Annotated in this window: 19 protein-coding genes; 12 read left to right on the forward strand and 7 right to left on the reverse strand. The window is 72.9% G+C overall.

What is annotated here, in order from left to right:
- The first annotated feature begins 51 nt into the window (after positions 1–51).
- From cobM to cobC, 6 genes are read left to right on the forward strand one after another with little or no spacing between them, the layout of a single operon-like run.
- A complete protein-coding gene (cobM, locus tag ACFZDI_RS27585) occupies positions 52–870 on the forward strand; it encodes a precorrin-4 C(11)-methyltransferase (protein ID WP_234849549.1) in 819 nt (272 codons plus the stop codon).
- Positions 867–2105, forward strand: coding sequence for a precorrin-6y C5,15-methyltransferase (decarboxylating) subunit CbiE (gene cbiE, locus ACFZDI_RS27590; RefSeq protein WP_391253993.1), 1239 nt, complete (start codon positions 867–869; stop codon positions 2103–2105). The genes cobM and cbiE overlap by 4 nt, the downstream gene beginning before the upstream one ends.
- A complete protein-coding gene (gene cobJ, locus ACFZDI_RS27595; protein WP_391253995.1) occupies positions 2102–3793 on the forward strand; it encodes a precorrin-3B C(17)-methyltransferase in 1692 nt (563 codons plus the stop codon). The genes cbiE and cobJ overlap by 4 nt, the downstream gene beginning before the upstream one ends.
- Positions 3790–4377 (forward strand): precorrin-8X methylmutase, encoded by a 588-nt coding sequence (locus tag ACFZDI_RS27600; protein ID WP_234849546.1) that lies wholly within the window; start codon positions 3790–3792, stop codon positions 4375–4377. Before cobJ ends, ACFZDI_RS27600 begins: the two co-directional genes overlap by 4 nt.
- Positions 4374–5303, forward strand: coding sequence for a sirohydrochlorin chelatase (locus ACFZDI_RS27605; protein ID WP_234849545.1), 930 nt, complete (start codon positions 4374–4376; stop codon positions 5301–5303). Before ACFZDI_RS27600 ends, ACFZDI_RS27605 begins: the two co-directional genes overlap by 4 nt.
- Positions 5293–6348 carry an Rv2231c family pyridoxal phosphate-dependent protein CobC gene (gene cobC, locus ACFZDI_RS27610; protein ID WP_391253998.1) on the forward strand — a complete coding sequence of 352 codons (1056 nt, stop codon included), beginning with the start codon at positions 5293–5295 and terminating at the stop codon, positions 6346–6348. The genes ACFZDI_RS27605 and cobC overlap by 11 nt, the downstream gene beginning before the upstream one ends.
- A gap of 246 nt (positions 6349–6594) precedes the next feature.
- On the opposite strand, the gene ACFZDI_RS27615 is transcribed toward cobC, so the two are convergent.
- Both ACFZDI_RS27615 and ACFZDI_RS27620 read right to left on the reverse strand, forming a co-directional pair.
- Complete coding sequence (locus ACFZDI_RS27615) at positions 6595–7524, reverse strand: SCO1860 family LAETG-anchored protein (RefSeq protein ID WP_234849542.1); 930 nt, start codon at positions 7522–7524, stop codon at positions 6595–6597.
- A 155-nt stretch (positions 7525–7679) separates the two neighbouring features.
- Positions 7680–8771 carry an amidohydrolase family protein gene (locus ACFZDI_RS27620; protein ID WP_391254000.1) on the reverse strand — a complete coding sequence of 364 codons (1092 nt, stop codon included), beginning with the start codon at positions 8769–8771 and terminating at the stop codon, positions 7680–7682.
- 134 nt (positions 8772–8905) lie between these two features.
- Here ACFZDI_RS27620 and ACFZDI_RS27625 point away from each other — a divergent pair, with 134 nt between their 5' ends.
- From ACFZDI_RS27625 to thpD, 6 genes are all read left to right on the forward strand, one after another.
- Positions 8906–10006, forward strand: coding sequence for an aminotransferase class V-fold PLP-dependent enzyme (locus tag ACFZDI_RS27625; protein WP_391254002.1), 1101 nt, complete (start codon positions 8906–8908; stop codon positions 10004–10006).
- 57 nt (positions 10007–10063) lie between these two features.
- Entirely contained in the window at positions 10064–10615 is a 552-nt protein-coding gene (locus tag ACFZDI_RS27630; RefSeq protein ID WP_391254004.1) for a DUF664 domain-containing protein, read from the forward strand.
- Between the two features lie 339 nt (positions 10616–10954).
- Positions 10955–11461, forward strand: coding sequence for a diaminobutyrate acetyltransferase (gene ectA, locus ACFZDI_RS27635; RefSeq protein WP_234849538.1), 507 nt, complete (start codon positions 10955–10957; stop codon positions 11459–11461).
- 64 nt (positions 11462–11525) lie between these two features.
- A complete protein-coding gene (ectB, locus tag ACFZDI_RS27640; RefSeq protein ID WP_234849537.1) occupies positions 11526–12797 on the forward strand; it encodes a diaminobutyrate--2-oxoglutarate transaminase in 1272 nt (423 codons plus the stop codon).
- Positions 12798–12841: 44 nt separating this feature from the next.
- Complete coding sequence (locus tag ACFZDI_RS27645) at positions 12842–13240, forward strand: ectoine synthase (protein ID WP_234849536.1); 399 nt, start codon at positions 12842–12844, stop codon at positions 13238–13240.
- A 25-nt stretch (positions 13241–13265) separates the two neighbouring features.
- The gene (thpD, locus tag ACFZDI_RS27650) at positions 13266–14162 is read left to right on the forward strand and encodes an ectoine hydroxylase (protein ID WP_234849551.1); all 897 of its coding nucleotides are present in this window, start codon (positions 13266–13268) and stop codon (positions 14160–14162) included.
- Between the two features lie 85 nt (positions 14163–14247).
- On the opposite strand, the gene ACFZDI_RS27655 is transcribed toward thpD, so the two are convergent.
- The 5 genes from ACFZDI_RS27655 to ACFZDI_RS27675 form a co-directional block, all read right to left on the reverse strand.
- The gene (locus ACFZDI_RS27655) at positions 14248–15300 is read right to left on the reverse strand and encodes an aminotransferase class V-fold PLP-dependent enzyme (protein WP_391254007.1); all 1053 of its coding nucleotides are present in this window, start codon (positions 15298–15300) and stop codon (positions 14248–14250) included.
- Positions 15301–15396: 96 nt separating this feature from the next.
- Positions 15397–16107, reverse strand: a complete 711-nt coding sequence (locus ACFZDI_RS27660) for a DsbA family oxidoreductase (protein WP_234849534.1) — start codon at positions 16105–16107, stop codon at positions 15397–15399.
- Positions 16108–16180: 73 nt separating this feature from the next.
- On the reverse strand, positions 16181–16675 hold the full coding sequence (locus tag ACFZDI_RS27665) for a GNAT family N-acetyltransferase (protein ID WP_391254009.1): 495 nt from the start codon (positions 16673–16675) through the stop codon (positions 16181–16183).
- A 46-nt stretch (positions 16676–16721) separates the two neighbouring features.
- On the reverse strand, positions 16722–17330 hold the full coding sequence (locus ACFZDI_RS27670; protein WP_391254011.1) for a DUF1349 domain-containing protein: 609 nt from the start codon (positions 17328–17330) through the stop codon (positions 16722–16724).
- 123 nt (positions 17331–17453) lie between these two features.
- Positions 17454–18983 carry an aldehyde dehydrogenase family protein gene (locus ACFZDI_RS27675; RefSeq protein WP_391254013.1) on the reverse strand — a complete coding sequence of 510 codons (1530 nt, stop codon included), beginning with the start codon at positions 18981–18983 and terminating at the stop codon, positions 17454–17456.
- Positions 18984–19059 lie beyond the last annotated feature (76 nt).

Below are 19059 nucleotides of genomic sequence, written 5' to 3' on the forward strand. Positions count from 1 at the left end.
GCCCACCGCCGCCCCTCCCCCGTTCCACCCCCTGTACGAGAGGACCATCCCATGGCCGACGCCCCTGCCGGCAAAGTGACCTTCGTCGGTGCCGGCCCCGGCGCCGCCGACCTGCTGACGTTCCGTGCCGCCCGCGCCATCGCCGAGGCCGACGTCGTGATCTGGGCGGCCAGCCTGGTCCAGGAGGAGGTCCTGGAGCACGCCCGTGCGGACGCGGAGATCCTCGACTCGGCGACCATGTCCCTGGAGGACGTCGTCGCCGTGTACGAGCGGGCCCGCGCCGAAGGGCTGAAGGTCGCCCGTATCCACTCCGGCGACCCGGCCCTGTGGGGCGGCACGCAGGAGCAGGTCGACCGGTGCGCCGCGATCGGCATCGCGACCGAGATCGTGCCCGGGGTGTCCTCCTTCTCCGCCGTCGCGGCCCTCGCCCAGCGCGAGCTGACCATCCCGGAGGTGGCGCAGTCGGTCGTACTGACCCGGCTCGGCGGCGGCAAGACGCCGATGCCGCCCGGGGAGGAGGTCCGGGAGTTCGCCAAGCACGGCACCACCATGGCGGTGTTCCTCTCCGCCGCCCGCAGCGGGCAGCTGGTGCGGGAGCTGCTGGAGGGCGGCTACCCGACGACGACGCCGGTCGTGGTGGCGTACCAGGCGACCTGGCCGGAGGAGCTCGTCGTGAAGTGCACGATCGGCACGCTGGAGGAGACGGTCAAGGAGCACAAGCTCTGGAAGCACACCCTGTTCCTGGTCGGCCCGGCGCTCGACGCGCACGGCACGCGCTCGCACCTGTACCACCCGGGTCACTTCCACGGCTACCGCAAGGCCGACCCGGAGGCCCGCAGAGCGCTGCGTGAGCGAGGTGCCAGTACATGATCACCGTGGTCGGGACCGGCACCGGCGTCCCGGTGGGCGAGGACGTCCTGGCCGGGGCCGGGCTGGTCGTCGGCGGGCGGCGGCATCTGGACGCCGTACGGCTGCCGGAGTCGGCCGAGCGGGTCGTGCTCGGGCCGCTGGCGCCCGCGCTCGACGCCGTCGAGAAGCAGGTCTGCGCAGGCGGCCGTGTCGTCGTGCTGGCGTCCGGGGATCCGGGGTTCTTCGGGATCGTGCGGGTGCTGGCCGAGCGGTTCGGGCCGGAGCGGCTGGACGTGCGGCCCGGGGTGTCGTCGGTCGCCGCCGCGTTCGCGCGCATCGGGCTGCCGTGGGACGACGCCGTGGTGGTGAGCGCCCACGGCCGGGAGCTGCGGACGGCCGTCAACGTGTGCCGGGCACAGCCGAAGACAGCCGTGCTGACCGGCCCGGGCGCGGGTCCGGCGGAGCTGGGTGCCGCGCTGCGGGACGTGCCACGGGTGCTGGTCGTCGCCTCCGGGCTGGGCTCGCGGGCGGAGCGCGTGGAGCGGGTGACGCCCGCCGAGGCCGCCGCCCGGGACTGGGGCACGGCGGTGAACGTGGTGCTGTGCCTGGACCAGGCGCGGGCGCTCGGCCCCGTGCGGACGGTCGCGGGGCCCGGGGAGCGGCCCGCCGGATGGGCCCTGGACGAGGCGGAGTTCGCCCACCGGGACTCGATGATCACCAAGTTCGAGGTGCGGGCCCTGGCCCTGGCCCGGCTGGGGCCGCGCCCGGGTGACCTGGTGTGGGACGTGGGCGCGGGCTCGGGGTCCGTGGCCGTGGAGTGCGCGCGGCTGGGCGCGGCCGTGACCGCCGTGGAGAAGACCGCGGACGGGGTCGAGCGGGTCCGTGCCAACGCCGCCGCGCACGGCGTGGACGTACGCGTGGTGCACGGCGCGGCGCCGGACGCGCTGACGGATCTCGCCGAGACGCCGGACGCCGTGTTCGTGGGAGGTGGCGGGCGCGGACTGCCCGCGATCGTCGCCGCGTGTGCGCGGCGTGCCCGGCGCACGGTGGTCGTCGCGATGGCGGCGCTCGACCGGGTGCCGGCCGCGCGCGAGGCCCTGACGAGCGCCGGTCTGCGCTGCGACGGCGTGCTGCTGCAGTCCTCGCGGCTCGCGCCGCTGCCCGGGGACGTGACCCGGCTCGCGTCGACCAACCCTGTTTTCCTGCTGTGGGGCGTCCGGCCCCCGGCAGCCGTCGAAGAAGGAGTCGCTCAGTGATCGGCCTCATTTCCGCCACGGCGGCGGGAGCTGCCGCGCGGGACCGGCTGGCCGCCGCGTGGCCGGACCGCACCCGGGTGTACGAGGGTCCCGTCGGGGACGCCGTACGGACCGCGTTCGCGCAGTGCGAGCAGCTCGTGTGCTTCCTGGCGACGGGGGCGGTGGTGCGGCTGGTGGCACCGCTGCTGTCCGGCAAGACCGAGGACCCGGGTGTGGTGTGCGTCGATGAAGGCGGGCGGTTCGCCGTGTCGCTGCTGGGCGGGCACGCGGGCGGCGCCAACGAACTGGCCCTCGAGGTGGGTGACCTGCTGGGTGCCGAGCCGGTGGTGACGACGGCCACGGACGCCGTGGACCTGCCCGGTCTGGACACCCTGGGCCTGCCCGTGGAGGGCGATGTCGCCGCGGTCTCGCGGGCGCTGCTCGACGGTGAGGCGGTGGCGCTGCGGGCCGAGGTGGCCTGGCCGCTGCCGCCGCTGCCGGTCGCGGAGGCGGGGTCGTACACGATCCGGTTGACCGACCGGCTCGTCGAGGCGGCCGAGCGCGAGGTGGTGCTGCGTCCGCCGACCCTGGTCGTCGGGGTCGGGGCGTCCAGGGGCGCCCCCACCGAGGAGGTCCTCGGACTGGTCGAGGACGCCCTGCGGGAGGCCGGGCTGGCGGTGGCGTCCGTCGCCGAACTCGCCACCGTCGACGCCAAGGCCGAGGAGACCGGCATCGTCGAGGCCGCGCGGCGGCTCGGGGTGCCCCTCGTGACGTACTCCGCGCAGGAGCTGGCCGGGGTCGACGTGCCCAATCCGTCCGACGCGCCGCTCGCCGCCGTCGGCACCCCGTCCGTCGCGGAGGCCGCCGCGCTCGTCGGCGGGGGCGCACTGCTCGTCCCCAAGCGGAAGTCGGCCGCGATCCCGGCGATGGCGACCTGTGCCGTCGTACGGCGGCCGGGGCGCGGGCGGCTCGCGGTGGTGGGGCTCGGGCCGGGCGCCCGGGACCTGCTGACGCCGCGCGCGCAGGCCGAACTGCGGCGCGCCTCCGTGCTCGTGGGGCTCGACCAGTACGTCGACCAGATCCGTGATCTGCTGCGGCCGGGCACCCGGGTCCTGGAGTCGGGGCTCGGCGCCGAGGAGGAGCGGGCGCGCACCGCGGTCGAGGAGGCCCGCAAGGGGCAGGCCGTGGCGCTGATCGGCAGCGGGGACGCGGGCGTCTACGCCATGGCCTCCCCCGCGCTGGCCGAGGCCTCCGACGACATCGACGTGGTCGGTGTGCCCGGCGTGACGGCGGCGCTCGCGGCCGGTGCCATCCTGGGCGCGCCGCTGGGCCACGACCACGTGTCGATCAGCCTGTCCGACCTGCACACACCGTGGGAGGTCATCGAGCGGCGGGTGCGGGCGGCGGCCGAGGCGGACATCGTGGTCACCTTCTACAACCCGCGTTCGCGAGGCCGTGACTGGCAGCTCCCGAAGGCGCTGGGCATCCTCGCCGAGCACCGGGCACCGCAGACACCGGTCGGGGTCGTGCGCAACGCCTCGCGGCAGGACGAGTCCAGCCGGCTCACCACGCTGGGCGCGCTCGACCCGGCGACGGTCGACATGATGACGGTCGTGACCGTGGGCAACACCGCGACCCGGGACATCGCGGGGCGCATGGTGACACCGCGTGGCTACCGCTGGCAGACAGCGCAGGAGGGTGCCGAGTGAACCGCGTCGTCCATCCCATCGAGGTGGAGTCCTACCGGCGCCTGCGGGCCCGGCTGGACACCTCGCACTTCCCGCCGCTGACCCGGGCGGTCGTGGAGCGGGTCATCCACTCCGCCGCCGACCTCGACTACGCCACCGACCTCGTCATGGACGAGGCCGCCCTGGAGAAGGCGCACGCGGCGCTGCACGCCGGGGCTCCCGTGGTCGTGGACGTCGAGATGGTCGGCGCCGGCATCACCCGGCGCGAGACGGTCTGCCGCCTCAAGGACGCCGAGTCCGGGCCCGGGCTGACCCGTTCCGCGCACGCGATCCGGCTCGCTCACGAGCAGGTCGGTCCCGGCGCCCTCTGGGTGATCGGCAACGCGCCGACGGCGCTGGAGGAGCTGCTGACGCTCGACGCCGACCCGGCACTCGTCATCGGACTGCCCGTCGGCTTCGTCGGAGCCGTCGAATCGAAGGCCGCGCTGCGCGAGAGCGGACTGCCCGCCGTGAGCAACGTGTCCGAGAAGGGCGGGTCGGCGGTCGCCGCCGCCGCGCTCAACGCCCTGCTGTACCACCCCGCTTCCGCCGAGGAGAAACTGTGACCACCCCGCCCGCCCTGCTCATCGCCGGCCACGGCACCCGGGACGACGCCGGAGCCGAGGCGTTCCGCGACTTCGTACGGGAGCTGGGGGCCCGGCACCCCGAACTGCCCGTCGCGGGCGGCTTCATCGAGCTGTCCCCGCCGCCGCTCGGCGAAGCCGTCACCGAACTGGTCGAGCAGGGCGTGCGGCGCTTCGCCGCCGTCCCGCTGATGCTGGTGTCCGCCGGGCACGCCAAGGGCGACATCCCGGCGGCCCTGGCCCGTGAGAAGGAGCGGCACCCGGGCATCTCGTACACCTACGGGCGTCCGCTCGGCCCGCACCCGGCGCTGCTGAACGTGCTGGAGCGGCGCCTCGACGAGGCCCTGGGCTCGTCGGACCGCTCGCCGGGCGACCGGTCCGAGGTGACGGTGCTGCTGGTGGGGCGCGGCTCCACGGACCCGGACGCCAACGCCGAGGTGCACAAGGCGGCCCGGCTGCTGTGGGAGGGGCGCGGCTACGCGGGCGTCGAGACGGCGTTCGTGTCGCTGGCCGCGCCGGACGTGCCGAGCGGGCTGGACCGCTGTGTGCGGCTGGGCGCCCGCCGGATCGTGGTCCTGCCCTACTTCCTGTTCACGGGCATCCTGCCGGACCGGGTGCGGCACCAGACGGAGGGCTGGGCGGCCGCGCACCCGGACGTGGAGGTGCTGTCGGCCGACGTCATCGGGCCGGAGCCGGAGCTGCTCGACCTCGTGTGGGAGCGGTACGAGGAGGCCGTCAAGGGCGATCTGCGGATGAACTGCGACTCGTGCGTGTACCGCATCGCGCTGCCGGGCTTCGAGGACAAGGTGGGCATGCCGCAGCAGCCGCACTTCCACCCGGACGACGACGACCACCACCACGGTCACGGTCACGGGCACCACCACGGCGCTCACTCGCATGCGCACTGAGCACGGGCACGATCTGCGCCACCACGGGGACGCGGAGGTCCGGGACGACGGCGGTTCGCTCGTCGACCTCGCCGTGAACGTCCGCGCGGACACGCCGCCCGCCTGGCTGCGGGAGCACATCGCCGCGTCCCTGGACGGGCTCGCGGCCTACCCGGACGGGCGGGCCGCGCGGGCGGCGGTGGCCGCGCGGCACGGGCTGCCGGTGGAGCGGGTGCTGCTGACGGCGGGCGCGGCGGAGGCGTTCGTGCTGCTGGCGCGGGCGTTGAAGGTGCGGCGGCCGGTGGTCGTGCACCCCCAGTTCACGGAGCCGGAGGCGGCACTGCGGGACGCGGGGCACACGGTCGGCCGGGTGCTGCTCCGGGAGGCGGACGGCTTCCGGCTGGACCCGGCGGCGGTCCCCGAGGACGCGGACCTGGTGGTGATCGGCAACCCGACGAACCCGACGTCGGTGCTGCACCCGGCGGACGCGATCGCCTCACTCGCCCGGCCCGGGCGAATGCTGGTGGTGGACGAGGCGTTCATGGACGCGGTGCCGGGCGAGCGCGAGGCCCTGGCCGGGCGGGTCGACGTGCCCGGCCTCGTGGTGCTGCGCAGCCTGACCAAGACGTGGGGCCTGGCGGGGCTGCGGATCGGCTACGTGCTGGCGGCGCCGGAGACGATCGAGGAGCTGGAGCGTGCGCAGCCCTTGTGGCCGGTGTCGACCCCGGCGCTGGCCGCCGCCGAGGCGTGCGTGGGGCCGCGTGCCCTGGCGGAGGCGGCCCACGCGGCGCACCGCATCGCGGCGGACCGCGCGCACCTGCTGGCGGGCCTCGCCCGCTTCGCCCCGGCCGGGCTGCGGGTGGCCGGGCCCGCGCGGGGCCCGTTCGTCCTGGTCCGCGTGGACGGGGCGTCCGCGGTCCGCCGCCGCCTGCGCGACCTCGGCTACGCCGTGCGCCGCGGGGACACGTTCCCCGGGCTGGACGAGAAGTGGCTCCGGCTGGCGGTGCGGGACCGCAGCACGACCGACGGGTTTCTACGAGCGCTGCGGCGAGCGCTGACGGACTGACACCTCAGCCCCCAAGGTGCCCGGCCGTCACCGTCTCGGCCGGACGCAGACCCGGGAGGCGGCGGGCGGGCAGGCCACGGTGACGGGCGGCCCACAGGCCGCCGGCACCTGAAGCGAAGAAGCCGGCCCGGGGGAGGTGAACCGGGCCCTCGGATGCCGACCGCCGCCCGGGCCGGCCGACGGGGCAGGATGGCCGTGCCCCGCCGGCCGGCCGCGGACGGCCGGCCGGCCGCGGACGGCCGGCGGTCAGCCCCGGCGGCGTACCCGGGACAGCACTCCCCCGCCCACAGCGAGCAGGGCAATCGCGACGCCCACGAGGTACGGCGTGGCGGAGCTGCCGCCGGTCTCGGCCAGGTTCGTCTCGGCGGGTGCTCCCTGCGGCTCGACCGCGGCGGACGGGGCGGACGCCTCGGCCGGCTCGGCCGGCTCGGCCGGGGCCGGTTCGGCCACCTCGGGCCGGGGTGTCCGGCAGGCCGCCTCGGCCAGGGTGACGGTGCCGTCGACCTCCGCGACGTTCTGCTTCAACGGGTCGACGGACACCTTGAGTTCGAGGGCGGTGGCGGCGGCGTTGCGGGCCGTGGTCCGGGTGTTGTCGAGGTCCAGGCGCACCTCGCCGACGCCCGGCACCCTGACTTCCGCCGGGCCGTGGCCGTTCAGGGCCACGCGCTTGCCGAGCACGGTCACGGAGCCGGGCAGGTCCGTCGTGGCGACCGGGCTCTCGCCGACCTCGCAGGTGGCCTTGGCGGTGACCTGCTCGACCTCGATCAGCGACAGCAGCGGCAGGCCGGGGACGTGGAGGCGGGCGTGGGCCAGGGTCGTGATCCCCTCGGCCTTCATGGGGGTCGTGGTGGCCCTCGCATCGGCCACCTCCGCGCGCAGCACGCTGAAGGGCCGGCCGCCGTCCACCGCGTCGAGCGTGGCCGTCAGCGTGGTCTTCTCGGCGCTCTGCGGGGCCTGGACGTCGTTGAGGGAGACGGTGAGGGGGACGTTCACCGGCTTGTTCAAGGGGGAGACGTCCAGGTCGGTGCGCAGTACGGCGGCGCTCGCGCGGCCGTGGTCGTCGGCGGCGTGGGCCGTGCTCACACCGGTCAGCGCCAGGGGTCCGGCGGCGAGGGCCGTGGCCGTCGCGACGGTCACGAGACGAAGTGCGGGCTTGCGGACGGAAAGGCTGTTCACGTTCAGGACTCCCAGGAAAACCGACTCGGGTCCCGGTGTGAATCGCCGCGCCGCGCGTGCGGCTTGAGCGATCTGACGCCGCTTCACTCCATCGTGGCGGGATCACGGTCGTTTTCGAATCTCCCCGGCGCAGGCGTTCCCCCTCACCGTCATGACTATCCGACCACGCGCCCGTTCAGCACCACGCGGCGCGGCGCCGCCAGTACCCGTACGTCGGCCCGCGGGTCCTCGTCGTAGACGACGAGGTCGGCCGGGGCGCCCTCGTCAAGGCCGGGGCGGCCGAGCCAGGTGCGGGCCGTCCAGGTGCCCGCGGCGAGGGCCTCGACGGGCGGGATGCCGGCGGTGACGAGTTCGCCGACCTCGGCGGCGGCCAGACCGTGGGCGAGGCTGCCGCCGGCGTCGGTGCCGACGAAGACGGGGATCCCGGCGTCGTAGGCGTTGCGCACGGTGTCGTAGCGGCGTTCGTGGAGCCGGCGCATATGGGCCGACCAGCGGGGGAACTTGCTCTCTCCGCCGTCGGCGAGCTGCGGGAAGGTCGCGATGTTGACCAACGTCGGGACGATGGCGACACCGCGCTGCGCGAACAGCGGGATGAGGTCCTCGGTGAGGCCCGTGGCGTGCTCGATGCAGTCGATGCCCGCCTCGACGAGGTCCTGGAGGGAGTCCTCCGAGAAGCAGTGCGCGGTCACGCGGGCGCCCAGGCGGTGGGCTTCGGCGATCGCCGCTTCCACCGCCTCGCGGGGCCAGCACGCCGAGAGGTCGCCGAGGTCGCGGTCGATCCAGTCGCCGACCAGCTTGACCCAGCCGTCGCCGCGGCGGGCCTCCTGGGCGACGTAGGCGACCAGGTCCTCCGGCTCGATCTCCCAGGCGTAGTTGCGGATGTAGCGGCGGGTGCGGGCGATGTGCCGCCCGGCGCGGATGATCTTGGGCAGGTCCTCGCGGTCGTCGGTCCAGCGGGTGTCGGAGGGCGAGCCGGCGTCGCGGATGAGCAGGGTGCCGGCGTCCCGGTCCGTCAGGGCCTGCTTCTCGGCGACGTCCGCGGGGACCGGACCGTGCCGGTCGAGCCCCACGTGGCAGTGCGCGTCGACGAGGCCGGGCAGGGCCCAGCCGGCGACCGTGCGGATGTCACGGGCGCCGGCGGGACGGTCGTAGGAGACGCGGCCGTCGACCACCCACAGCTCGTCCCGGACGTCCTCCGGGCCGACGAGCACCCGCCCCTTCACGTGCAGCACCACCTGATCGCTCATGCACCGCACCTTAGTGAGCCGGGCGCGGGCGATCGACGGGGGCCGGTGTGTGCGGGACTCGCCGCACAGGGGGCCGGGGGCGCCCGGTTACCCTCGACGCGGTCGAACCTGCTGTGAGTGAAGAGAGCATTGCCGTGACGCATCCGTTTCTGGACCTGGCCCCGCTCGGCGCGGACCGCTTCGCCGCCATCGAGGACCGTGTGGCGCGGCTGCTGAGCACCGAGCAGGACGTCGTGATCATGCAGGGTGAGGCGCTGCTGCCGCTGGAGGGCGCGATCCGTGCCGCGGCCGGTCCCGGCACGACGGCGCTGAACGTCGTCACGGGGCCGTACGGCCAGACCTTCGGCGACTGGCTGCGGGACTGCGGGGCCACGGTGATCGACCTGGCGGTGCCCTTCCACACGGCGGTCACGGCCGAGCAGATCCGGCAGGCCTTCGCCGAGCACCCGGAGATCGACTTCGTGTCCCTGGTGCACGCGGAGGCGGCGACGGGCAACACCAACCCGGTCGCGGAGATCGGCGAGGTCGTACGGGCGCACGGGGCGCTGTTCTACCTGGACGCCGTGGCGTCGGTCGGGGCCGAGCCGGTGCTGCCGGACGCGTGGGGCGTCGACCTGTGCGTGATCGGAGCGCAGAAGGCGATGGGTGGTCCGGCGGGTGTCTCGGCGGTGTCGGTGAGCGAGCGGGCCTGGGCGCGGATGGCGGCCAACCCGAAGGCGCCGCGCCGGTCGTACCTGTCGCTCCTCGACTGGAAGGAGCGGTGGATCGACGGCGGCCGCAAGGCGCTGCTGCACGCGCCCGCGCAGCTGGATATGCTGGCGCTGGAGGCCTGTGTGGAGCGGATCGAGGCGGCCGGCCTCGACGCCGTGATGGCCCGGCACGCGGCCGCCGCGGCGGCGGCCCGGGCCGGAGCGGTCGCGCTGGGTGGCGGGCTGGAGCCGTACGTGTACGAGGCGCGGGACGCGGCGCCCGTCGCCACGACGCTGCGGGCACCGTCCCAGGTGGTGGCGTCGGAGCTGGTCCGGCGGGCGCTGGAGGCGGATCCGGCGGTGCCGCTCGCGGCCGGCGGGGGTGCGCTGGCCAAGGAGATGATCCGGGTCAACCACTACGGTGCGGACGCGACGCCGGGTGCGGTGCGGGCGAGTCTGGCCGCGCTGGGGGTGGCGCTCTCCGAGCAGGGGCTGCCGGTGGACGTGGAGGCGGCGCTGCGTGCCGTCGAGGGGGCGTGGCGGTAGCCGTCGGCTGTCGTGCACCGGGGCACCGTTGTCGGTGCCCCGTGCCATGCTCCCCGTATGACCGCCGACACACCTGCTGACGCACCTGCCGACGCCCCGTCCGTCCTGCCCGACGGCCGCCCCGTCCCCCGGCTCACGGGCGACGAGCGGGCCATGCTCGAGAGCTGGCTGGACTTCCACCGGGCCACGCTGGAGCTGAAGTGCGCCGGGCTGGACGACGCCCAGGTGCGGATCGCGGCTGCCGAGCCGTCGTCGTTGACCCTGCTCGGGCTGGTGCAGCATCTCGCCGAGGTCGAGCGGAACTGGTTCCAGCGGGTGGCCGGCGGGCTCGCCGTACCGCCCGTGTTCGAGGACGCGACCGGCTGTGCGCTGGATCCGGAGCGGGGTCTGGACGAGGCGCTCGGGATCTGGCGGGGGGAGATCGCGCGGGGGCGGGAGCTGTGCGCCGGGTTGCCGCTGGACCACATCGGGCGGGTCGCGGAGGGGCCGGTGCCCGGCATGGAGGTCAGCCTGCGCTGGGTGCTGATCCACATGATCGAGGAGTACGCACGGCACAACAGTCACGCCGATCTCCTGCGGGAACGTATCGACGGAGTGACCGGGGCCTGAATTCCACGTGCTTTCCGCGACTTCCCACATGTAAGCTGGCACACAATTAAGAATTCCCTCAAGAAAAGCTTCCCGTCTTCTTCTGCCCGCTTTTCCCGTTCCTAAACGCGCAGATTTTGAGGACACCCGGAGGGGAAATTCCGGCGGGCCCTGTGGGGCTTACATGGTTGTGACGCGTTACACACCGTGACCACTATGCCCGGTATTTCCGGGACAATATCGGGCATACATCCGCCTCACTGTCTGAGCCCTCGCGCTCGCGCGATAACACAGATGAGGCCCATATGTAACCCCGATCGACGATGCAATTTTGAATTTCGCTGGGTAAGTTCAATTTGCATGACTGCCGTACAAGCAGATCCGCAAATCGACCGTCCCACCGTGGCTGACGGAGCCGCACTGTGGCGGATGGCGAAGGACTCGAAGGTTCTCGACCTGAACTCGTCCTACAGCTATCTGCTGTGGTGCCGGGACTTCGCCGCCACCACGGCCGTCGCCCGCGACGAGCAGGGCGAGCCGATGGGTTTCATCACCGGGTACGTGCGGCCGGACAGCCCGCACACCCTGCTGGTCTGGCAGGTGGCGGTGGACGAGGCCCACCGCGGGCGCGGCCTGGCCGCCGCGCTGCTCGACGGCCTGGTCGCACGGACCGCGGCCGAGCGCGGGGTGACCACGGTGGAGACCACCATCACCCCGGGCAACACCGCCTCGGAGCGCCTGTTCACGTCGTTCGCCGAGCGTCACGGCGCCCGGCTGGAGCGCGAGGTGCTCTTCGACACGGCCGTGTTCCCCGACGGGCCGCACGACCCCGAGGTGCTCTACCGCATCGGCCCGCTGCCCCACTGAGACTTCCCGCCCCACCCCACTCCCGTCCCACAGACTTTCCCCACGTACCGAGGAGCGATTCGTCGTGACCATCACCCAGCCGGACCTGAGCGTCTTCGAGACCGTCGAGTCCGAGGTGCGCAGCTACTGCCGCGGCTGGCCCACCGTCTTCGACCGTGCGGTGGGCAGCCGCATGTACGACGAGGACGGCCATGAGTACCTCGACTTCTTCGCCGGTGCCGGGTCACTGAACTACGGGCACAACAACCCGGTCCTGAAACGCGCGCTGATCGACTACCTGGAGCGGGACGGCGTCACGCACGGGCTCGACATGTCGACCACGGCCAAGCGCACGTTCCTGGAGACCTTCCAGAACCTGCTGCTGCGCCCGCGCGACCTGCCGTACAAGGTCATGTTCCCGGGCCCGACCGGCACCAACGCCGTGGAGGCCGCGCTGAAGCTGGCGCGCAAGGTGAAGGGGCGCGAGTCGATCGTGTCCTTCACCAACGCCTTCCACGGCATGTCGCTGGGCTCGCTGGCCGTGACCGGCAACGCCTTCAAGCGGGCCGGCGCCGGCATCCCGCTGGTGCACGGCACGCCCATGCCGTTCGACAACTACTTCGACGGCACCGTCGAGGACTTCCTGTGGTTCGAGCGGCTGCTGGAGGACCAGGGCTCGGGCCTCAACAAGCCCGCTGCCGTGATCGTCGAGACCGTGCAGGGCGAGGGCGGCATCAACGTGGCCCGGGCCGAGTGGCTGCGCGCCCTGTCCGAGCTGTGCGAGCGGCAGGACATGCTGCTGATCGTCGACGACATCCAGATGGGCTGCGGCCGTACCGGCGCGTTCTTCTCCTTCGAGGAGGCGGGCATCACGCCGGACATCGTCACCGTCTCCAAGTCGATCAGCGGCTACGGCTTGCCCATGTCGCTGTGCCTGTTCAAGCCCGAGCTCGACGTCTGGGAGCCGGGCGAGCACAACGGCACGTTCCGCGGCAACAACCCGGCGTTCGTCACGGCCACCGCGGCCCTGGAGACCTACTGGGCCGACGGTTCCGCGATGGAGAAGCAGACCCGCAAGCGCGGCGAGCAGGTCGAGCAGGCGCTGATCTCCATCACCGAGGAGAACCTGGCCGACGTGAAGGAGTACCGGGGCCGCGGCCTGGTGTGGGGCATGGAATTCCACGACAAGGCCCGCGCCGGCAAGGTCGCCAAGCGCGCCTTCGAGCTCGGGCTGCTCATCGAGACGTCCGGCCCGGAGAGCGAGGTCGTGAAGCTGCTCCCGGCACTCACCATCACGCCCGAGGAACTGGACGAGGGCCTGAGCGTCCTGGCCCGTGCCGTCCGCGAGACCGCCTGACACCGAACCAGAAGCACCACCCATCTAGGAGGCATCGCAGCACCGTGATTGTCCGTTCGTTCAAGGAGATCGAAGGTACCGACCGGCACGTGAAGGCGGCGTCCGGTACGTGGGAGAGCAAGCGCATCGTCCTCGCCAAGGAGAAGGTCGGTTTCTCCCTGCACGAGACCATCCTGTACGCGGGTACGGAGACGTCGATGTGGTACGCGAACCACATCGAGGCCGTCGTCTGCGTGGAGGGCGAGGCCGAGCTGACCGACCACGAGACCGGGCTGACCCACACGATCACGCCCGGCACGATGTACCTCCTGGACGGGCACGAGAGGCACACGCTGCGGGTCAAGCAGGACTTCCGCTGCCTCTGCGTGTTCAACCCGCCCGTGACCGGACGGGAGGACCACGACGAGAACGGCGTCTACCCGCTGCTCACCGAGGAGGTGTGACGTTTCCATGACCGCCACCACCGACATGACCACCACCGCCGGTATCCCCGACCTCTACCCCACCCGTGGTGCCACCGAGGTGCCCACCCCGCGGCAGGACCCGGTCGTCTGGGGCGCGCCCGACGCGCCCGGGCCGATCGTGCCCGGCGACCTGCTGTCCTTCGAGCGCGACGGTTTCCTCGCCATCGATCAGCTGATCACGGACGACGAGGTCACCGTCTACCGCAACGAGCTGAACCGGCTGGTCAACGACCCGGACATCCGTGCCGACGAGCGGTCGATCGTCGAGCCGCAGTCCAAGGAGATCCGCTCGGTCTTCGAGGTGCACCGGATCAGTGAGGTGTTCGCCAAACTGGTCAGTGACGAGCGGGTCGTCGGCCGGGCACGGCAGATCCTCGGCTCGGACGTGTACGTCCACCAGTCGCGGATCAACGTCAAGCCGGGGTTCGGCGCCAGTGGTTTCTACTGGCACTCGGACTTCGAGACGTGGCACGCGGAGGACGGTCTGCCGCGGATGCGCACGGTGTCGGTCTCGATCGCGCTGACCGAGAACTACGACACCAACGGCGGGCTCATGATCATGCCGGGGTCGCACAAGACGTTTCTCGGGTGTGCGGGTGAGACGCCGAAGGACAACTACAAGAAGTCGCTGCAGATGCAGGACGCGGGCACGCCGTCCGACGAGGCGCTGACCCAGATGGCCACGCAGCACGGCATCAGGCTGTTCACCGGCAAGGCCGGTTCGGCGACCTGGTTCGACTGCAACGCCATGCACGGTTCCGGCGACAACATCACGCCGTTCCCGCGCAGCAACGTGTTCATCGTGTTCAACAGCGTGGAGAACACGGCGGTGGAGCCCTTCGCGGCCCCGATCCGCCGCCCGGAGTTCATCGGAGCCCGGGACTTCACGCCGGTCCGGTGACCGCCGGTCAGCGGTGAGACGGCCGTGTGACAGAGCTGCCGGGTGGGGCCTCCTCGTGTGGGACGGGAGGCCCCACCCGGTTTTCTCATGCCGCGAGCGCGTCCAGGAGCCGGTCGACGTCCGCGGGCGTGTTGTAGAGGTGGAACGCGGCCCGCAGGTTCCCGGCCCGGTCGGAGACCTCGATGCCCGACCGGCTCAGCTCACCCTGCCGGTGTCCGAGCCCCGGCACCGACACGATCGCCGAGCCCGGCGCCGCCACGGGCTCGTGCCCCAGCCGGGCGAGCCCGGTGCGGAAGCGGTCCGCGAGACCGACGTCGTGGGCGTGCACGACGTCGACCCCGATCTCCTCCAGCAGTTCCAGGGACGCGCGCAGCCCCGCGTAGGTGAACAGGGCGGGGCTGACGTCGAACCGCCGTGCGGAGTGGGCGAGTTCCTCGACGGGTCCGTAGCAGCTGTCCCAGGGGACCTCGCCGGCCACCCAGCCGGCGAGCAGCGGGGTGAGTCCGCCGAAGTCCGGCGGGGCGACGAAGAAGGCGGCCCCGTGCGGGCCCATGAGCCACTTGAATCCGACGGCGGCGAGGAAGTCGTCGGCGTCGGCCTCCATCGGCAGCCAGCCGGCGGACTGGGAGGCGTCGACGTAGGTGCGGGCGCCGTGCGCCCGGGCCGCCTCCCGTACGGCGGGCAGGTCGGCGAGACGGCCGTCGGCGGACTGCGCGGCGCTGACCGCGACGAGCGCGGTGCCGGGACGGACGGACTCGGCGAGCCGCTCCAGGGGCACGGCCCGCACCTTGAGATCGCCGCGCACGTGGAACGGGTTCACCAGCGAGGAGAAGTCGGCCTCCGCGGTGAGGACTTCGGCACCGGCGGGCAGCGAGGCGGCGATCAGCCCGCCGTACTCGGCGACCGACGCACCGGTCGCGACCCGCTCGGCCGGAACGCCGGCCAGCCGGGCGAAGGACGCCCGGGCGGCCTCCACGTCCTCGTACAGGGGACCCAGGGGCGTGCCCTCGGCCCGCATCCGCACCGCCTGCTGCACGGCGCTGACGGTACGGGCGGGCAGGAGCCCGTTGCTCGCGGTGTTGAGGTAGGTGTGCTTCGGGGTGAACTCGGCACGGACGAGGTTCTCGAAGGTCTCCATGGGACCACTCTGCGTCCCCGGGATCTCCCCGTCCATTGCCGATTTCTGCGTAACTCCACCAAGCAGCGCTTATGCATGCGCTCCGAGCTGGGTGTTTCAGTGCTGGGGCACGGCACAGCCGTCCGGGCCGCAGGCGTCGGCGTCGCCGTCGACGATCCGCAGGGCCGGGCGCTCGCCGTACGCCTGGGCCAGGGCCCGGGCGAAGACCTCGGCGGGCTGGGCGCCGGAGACGCCGTACTTCCGGTCGAGCACGAAGAACGGCACGCCGTTCGCCCCGAGCTGCGCGGCCTCGCGCTCGTCGGCGCGGACCTCGGCGGCGTAGGCGTCCGGGTCGGCGAGCACCGTGCGCACGGCCTGCGCGTCCAGCCCGGCCGCCACGGCGAGCTCCACCAGCCGCTCGTCGTCGTTGAAGACGGAGCGCTCCTCGGCGAAGTTGGCCCGGTAGAGCCCGTCGAGCAGCTGGTCCTGGCGGCCCTGCTCCTTGGCGAAGTGCAGCAGGCGGTGCATGTCGAAGGTGCTGCCGTGGTCGCGGCCGCGAGTGCGGTAGTCGAGTCCCTCGGCGGCGGCCTGGGCCCCGAGGTTGTCCTCCCCGGCCTCGGCCTGTGCGGCGCTCATGCCGTACTTCTTGGTGAGCATCGTGATCACGGGCTGGATGTCGTCCTTGGCGCGTCCCGGGTCCAGCTCGAAGGAGCGGTGCACCACCTCGACGTCGTCGCGGTGCGGGAAGTCCCGCAGCGCCTTCTCGAAGCGGGCCTTGCCCACGTAGCACCAGGGGCAGGCGATGTCGCTCCAGATCTCGACGCGCATGTCTCGGCTCTCTCCAGGTCGGACGGTACGGAGACTCCCTCCGCCGAGTGGATGAACGTTCAAGCAGCGGGCTTCATTCCCCGGGCAGCACGAGCCGCATCCGCAGGTGGTGGTCTCCCGGCCCGGCCGGTTCCGGGACCCAGGCCTGCCGCCGGTAGAACCCCTGAGCCCGCCGGTTGTCGACGTGCACGTCGAGAACGGCCGTCCGCCTGCCGTCGCCCTGCCACTCCTCGACGCAGGCGGCGTGCAGCGCGGTGCCGACACCGCGGCGCCAGTGACCGGGGTCGACGTGGAACTGGAACAGCTTCACCTCGTCCGCCGGGACGCCCTCGGGCGTACGGAAGGAGGCGAGGCCGACCATGCGCCCCGCCTCCACGAGGCACAGGACCCGCCCGTCCGGCCGGGTGAGGGCACCGCGCCAGGCCTCAGTCCAGTCGGTGCCGTCCTGGGGCACCCCGTCGGGGTAGTACGTCGCCCGGGCCCGGGCGTGCAGCGCGACGACGTCCGCCAGCTCGGCGGGCAGGACGGTACGGATCACACGGCCTGGGGTCACTCGGTTCTTGATCATGGAATTCACGACGTGCTCGCGCCCGCGAACGGTTCCCCGACCGGCCTCAGCCGCCGTCCCGCAGATCGTCGGGCCAGAAGGGCCTGAACTCGATGTGGTCGTACGTCACCACGCAGCCCTCCCCCATCGGGGACTGGGTCATGAAGCCGACCAGGGCCGCGTCCGTCTCCTTCTCGTCGGCAAGGGTGAACAGGCGCACGAAGGTCCAGCGTTCGCCGTCGCGGGAGGCGTGGAAGGCGAAGGCGCGGCCGGTGCGGCTCACCCGGAGCCAGACGGAACTGCCTTCCACGGTGAAGGAGTTGGCGTCGTCGGAGTGCCCTCGGGTGACCACCGTGCAGACGGTGGGCACGTCCGGGGAGTACTCCAGGCAGAGCTTGCCCCAGGCCCGCTCGCCCACATGGACGTAGAGCACCCCGGCGTCGAAGGCCGCGCCGAACCCGACGGTGACCTTCGCGATCAGCTGGAAGTCCCCTTCGGGTGCCCCGAGGAGCCGGGGCGCGTCGGACGCGGGATCCAGCCCTTCACCGGTGGGCGGCACGAACCGATCCTGCCGCCCCCCGGCCCACCCGGTGAGCACGCCGTCCTCATAGGACCAATGACCATCGGGCCCATACGTACGCAGACCGAAGGGAAGTTCGGGAATCTCCAGATCCATTCGCCCCACTCTTCCAGCTCCGCCCCTCACGGGCGCGGGACTGTGCCAATTTGCGGCTCCGCCGCGTGGGCGCGATCAACCACGACGAACCCGCAGCCCGCACTCCACCGCACCCTCACGGCGCTACCGCTCCAAACGCCCGTTGAACCTACGAGGCAGCCCCAGCGGGTTCTCGTCCCTCAACTCGGCGGGAAGCAAAGCAGAAGGCGCGTTCTGATAGGCAACAGGCCGCATCCATCGCTCGATCGCCGTCCCGCCCACCGACGTGGACGTCGACGTCGTCGCCGGGTACGGCCCCCCGTGGTGCTGCGCCGGCGCGACGGCAACACCCGTCGGCCAGCCGTTCACCAGCACGCGCCCCGCCAGCGGCGTCAGCTCCGCGAGGATCTCCGCGCCGCGGCCGTGCCCGGCGGCCTCCTCCTCGGACAGCTGCACCGTCGCCGTCAGGTTGCCCGGCAGCCGCGACAGGACGGCCTTGACCTCCGCCTCGTCCTCGTAGCGGGCCACCACGGTGACCGGACCGAAGCACTCCTCCAGGAGCAGGTCGTGCTCGCCCTCCTCCGCCAGCCTGCTCGCCGGCACCGTGAGGAAGCCCGCGCTGACGGTGTGCTCGCCGCCCGCGCCCGGGGTGACCGGGGAGTCGACGTCGGGCAGTTCGGCCCGCTCGGCGACACCGGCCACGAAGTTGTCGCGCATGCGGTGGTCGAGCAGGACCCCGGCGTCGGTGTCGCTGACGGCGTCGGTCAGGGACTTGAGCAGGGCGTCGCCCACGGATCCGGCCGGCGCCAGGACGAGGCCCGGCTTCACGCAGAACTGGCCGACGCCCAGGGTCATGGAGCCGGCGAGGCCGGCGCCGATCGCCTCGGCCCGCTCGGCCGCCGCGGCCTCGGTGACGACGACCGGGTTCAGGGAGCCCAGCTCGCCGTGGAAGGGGATGGGGACGGGGCGGGCCGCCGCCGCGTCGAAGAGCGCCCGGCCGCCGCGCACGGAACCGGTGAAGCCGGCCGCCGCGACCAGCGGGTGCTTGATCAGCTCGACGCCCGCCTCGAAGCCGTGGACCAGGCCCACGACGCCCGCGGGGATGTCATGCCGGGCGGCGGCGCGGCGCAGCACCTTGGCCACGTACTCGGACAGGGCCGGGTGGTCCGGGTGGGACTTGACGACGACCGGGCAGCCGGCCGCGAGGGCGCTCGCGGTGTCGCCGCCGGCGACCGAGAAGGCGAAGGGGAAGTTCGACGCGGAGTAGACGGCGACGACGCCCAGCGGCACCTTGTAGCGGCGCAGGTCCGGGATCGGCGGGGTCGCGGTGTCGTCGGGGTGGTTGATGACGACGTCGAGGAAGGCGCCCTCGTCGACGATGTCCGCGAAGGCGCGCAGCTGGTAGCAGGTGCGCGCGAGCTCGCCGGTCAGCCGGACCGGGCCGAGCGCGGTCTCGGCGTCGGCGGTCTCGACCAAACCGTTGTTGGCCGCCTCCAGTTCGTCCGCGGCGGTGCGGAGGAAGGCCACGCGGACCGTGCGGTCGGCCAGCGCCCCGCGGGCCTCGTGCGCGGCACGGACGGCGGCGTCCACCTCCTGGGCTGTGGCCTCCACCGCAACCTGTTCACGCTGCTTCCCGGTTCGGGGGTCGACACTCCAGACTGGTGCTGCTGCCACCGCGGGTCCCTCCACATGTAATGCCGCAGTACGGGGTCATCCACCAGGCATGTTCGATATACTGAACGCTGTCTCT

Source organism: Streptomyces sp. NPDC007907 (genome assembly GCF_042959365.1).
GTDB lineage: Bacteria > Actinomycetota > Actinomycetes > Streptomycetales > Streptomycetaceae > Streptomyces > Streptomyces indiaensis.

Coding starts and splice junctions, on each gene's coding strand:
- cobM (WP_234849549.1), top strand. CDS start 52: ATGGCCGACGCCCCTGCCGGCAAAGTGACCTTCGTCGGTGCCGGCCCC.
- cbiE (WP_391253993.1), top strand. CDS start 867: ATGATCACCGTGGTCGGGACCGGCACCGGCGTCCCGGTGGGCGAGGAC.
- cobC (WP_391253998.1), top strand. CDS start 5,293: ATGCGCACTGAGCACGGGCACGATCTGCGCCACCACGGGGACGCGGAG.
- ACFZDI_RS27620 (WP_391254000.1), bottom strand. CDS start 8,771: ATGAGCGATCAGGTGGTGCTGCACGTGAAGGGGCGGGTGCTCGTCGGC.
- ACFZDI_RS27630 (WP_391254004.1), top strand. CDS start 10,064: ATGACCGCCGACACACCTGCTGACGCACCTGCCGACGCCCCGTCCGTC.
- ectA (WP_234849538.1), top strand. CDS start 10,955: ATGACTGCCGTACAAGCAGATCCGCAAATCGACCGTCCCACCGTGGCT.
- thpD (WP_234849551.1), top strand. CDS start 13,266: ATGACCACCACCGCCGGTATCCCCGACCTCTACCCCACCCGTGGTGCC.
- ACFZDI_RS27655 (WP_391254007.1), bottom strand. CDS start 15,300: ATGGAGACCTTCGAGAACCTCGTCCGTGCCGAGTTCACCCCGAAGCAC.
- ACFZDI_RS27660 (WP_234849534.1), bottom strand. CDS start 16,107: ATGCGCGTCGAGATCTGGAGCGACATCGCCTGCCCCTGGTGCTACGTG.
- ACFZDI_RS27665 (WP_391254009.1), bottom strand. CDS start 16,675: ATGATCAAGAACCGAGTGACCCCAGGCCGTGTGATCCGTACCGTCCTG.
- ACFZDI_RS27670 (WP_391254011.1), bottom strand. CDS start 17,330: ATGGATCTGGAGATTCCCGAACTTCCCTTCGGTCTGCGTACGTATGGG.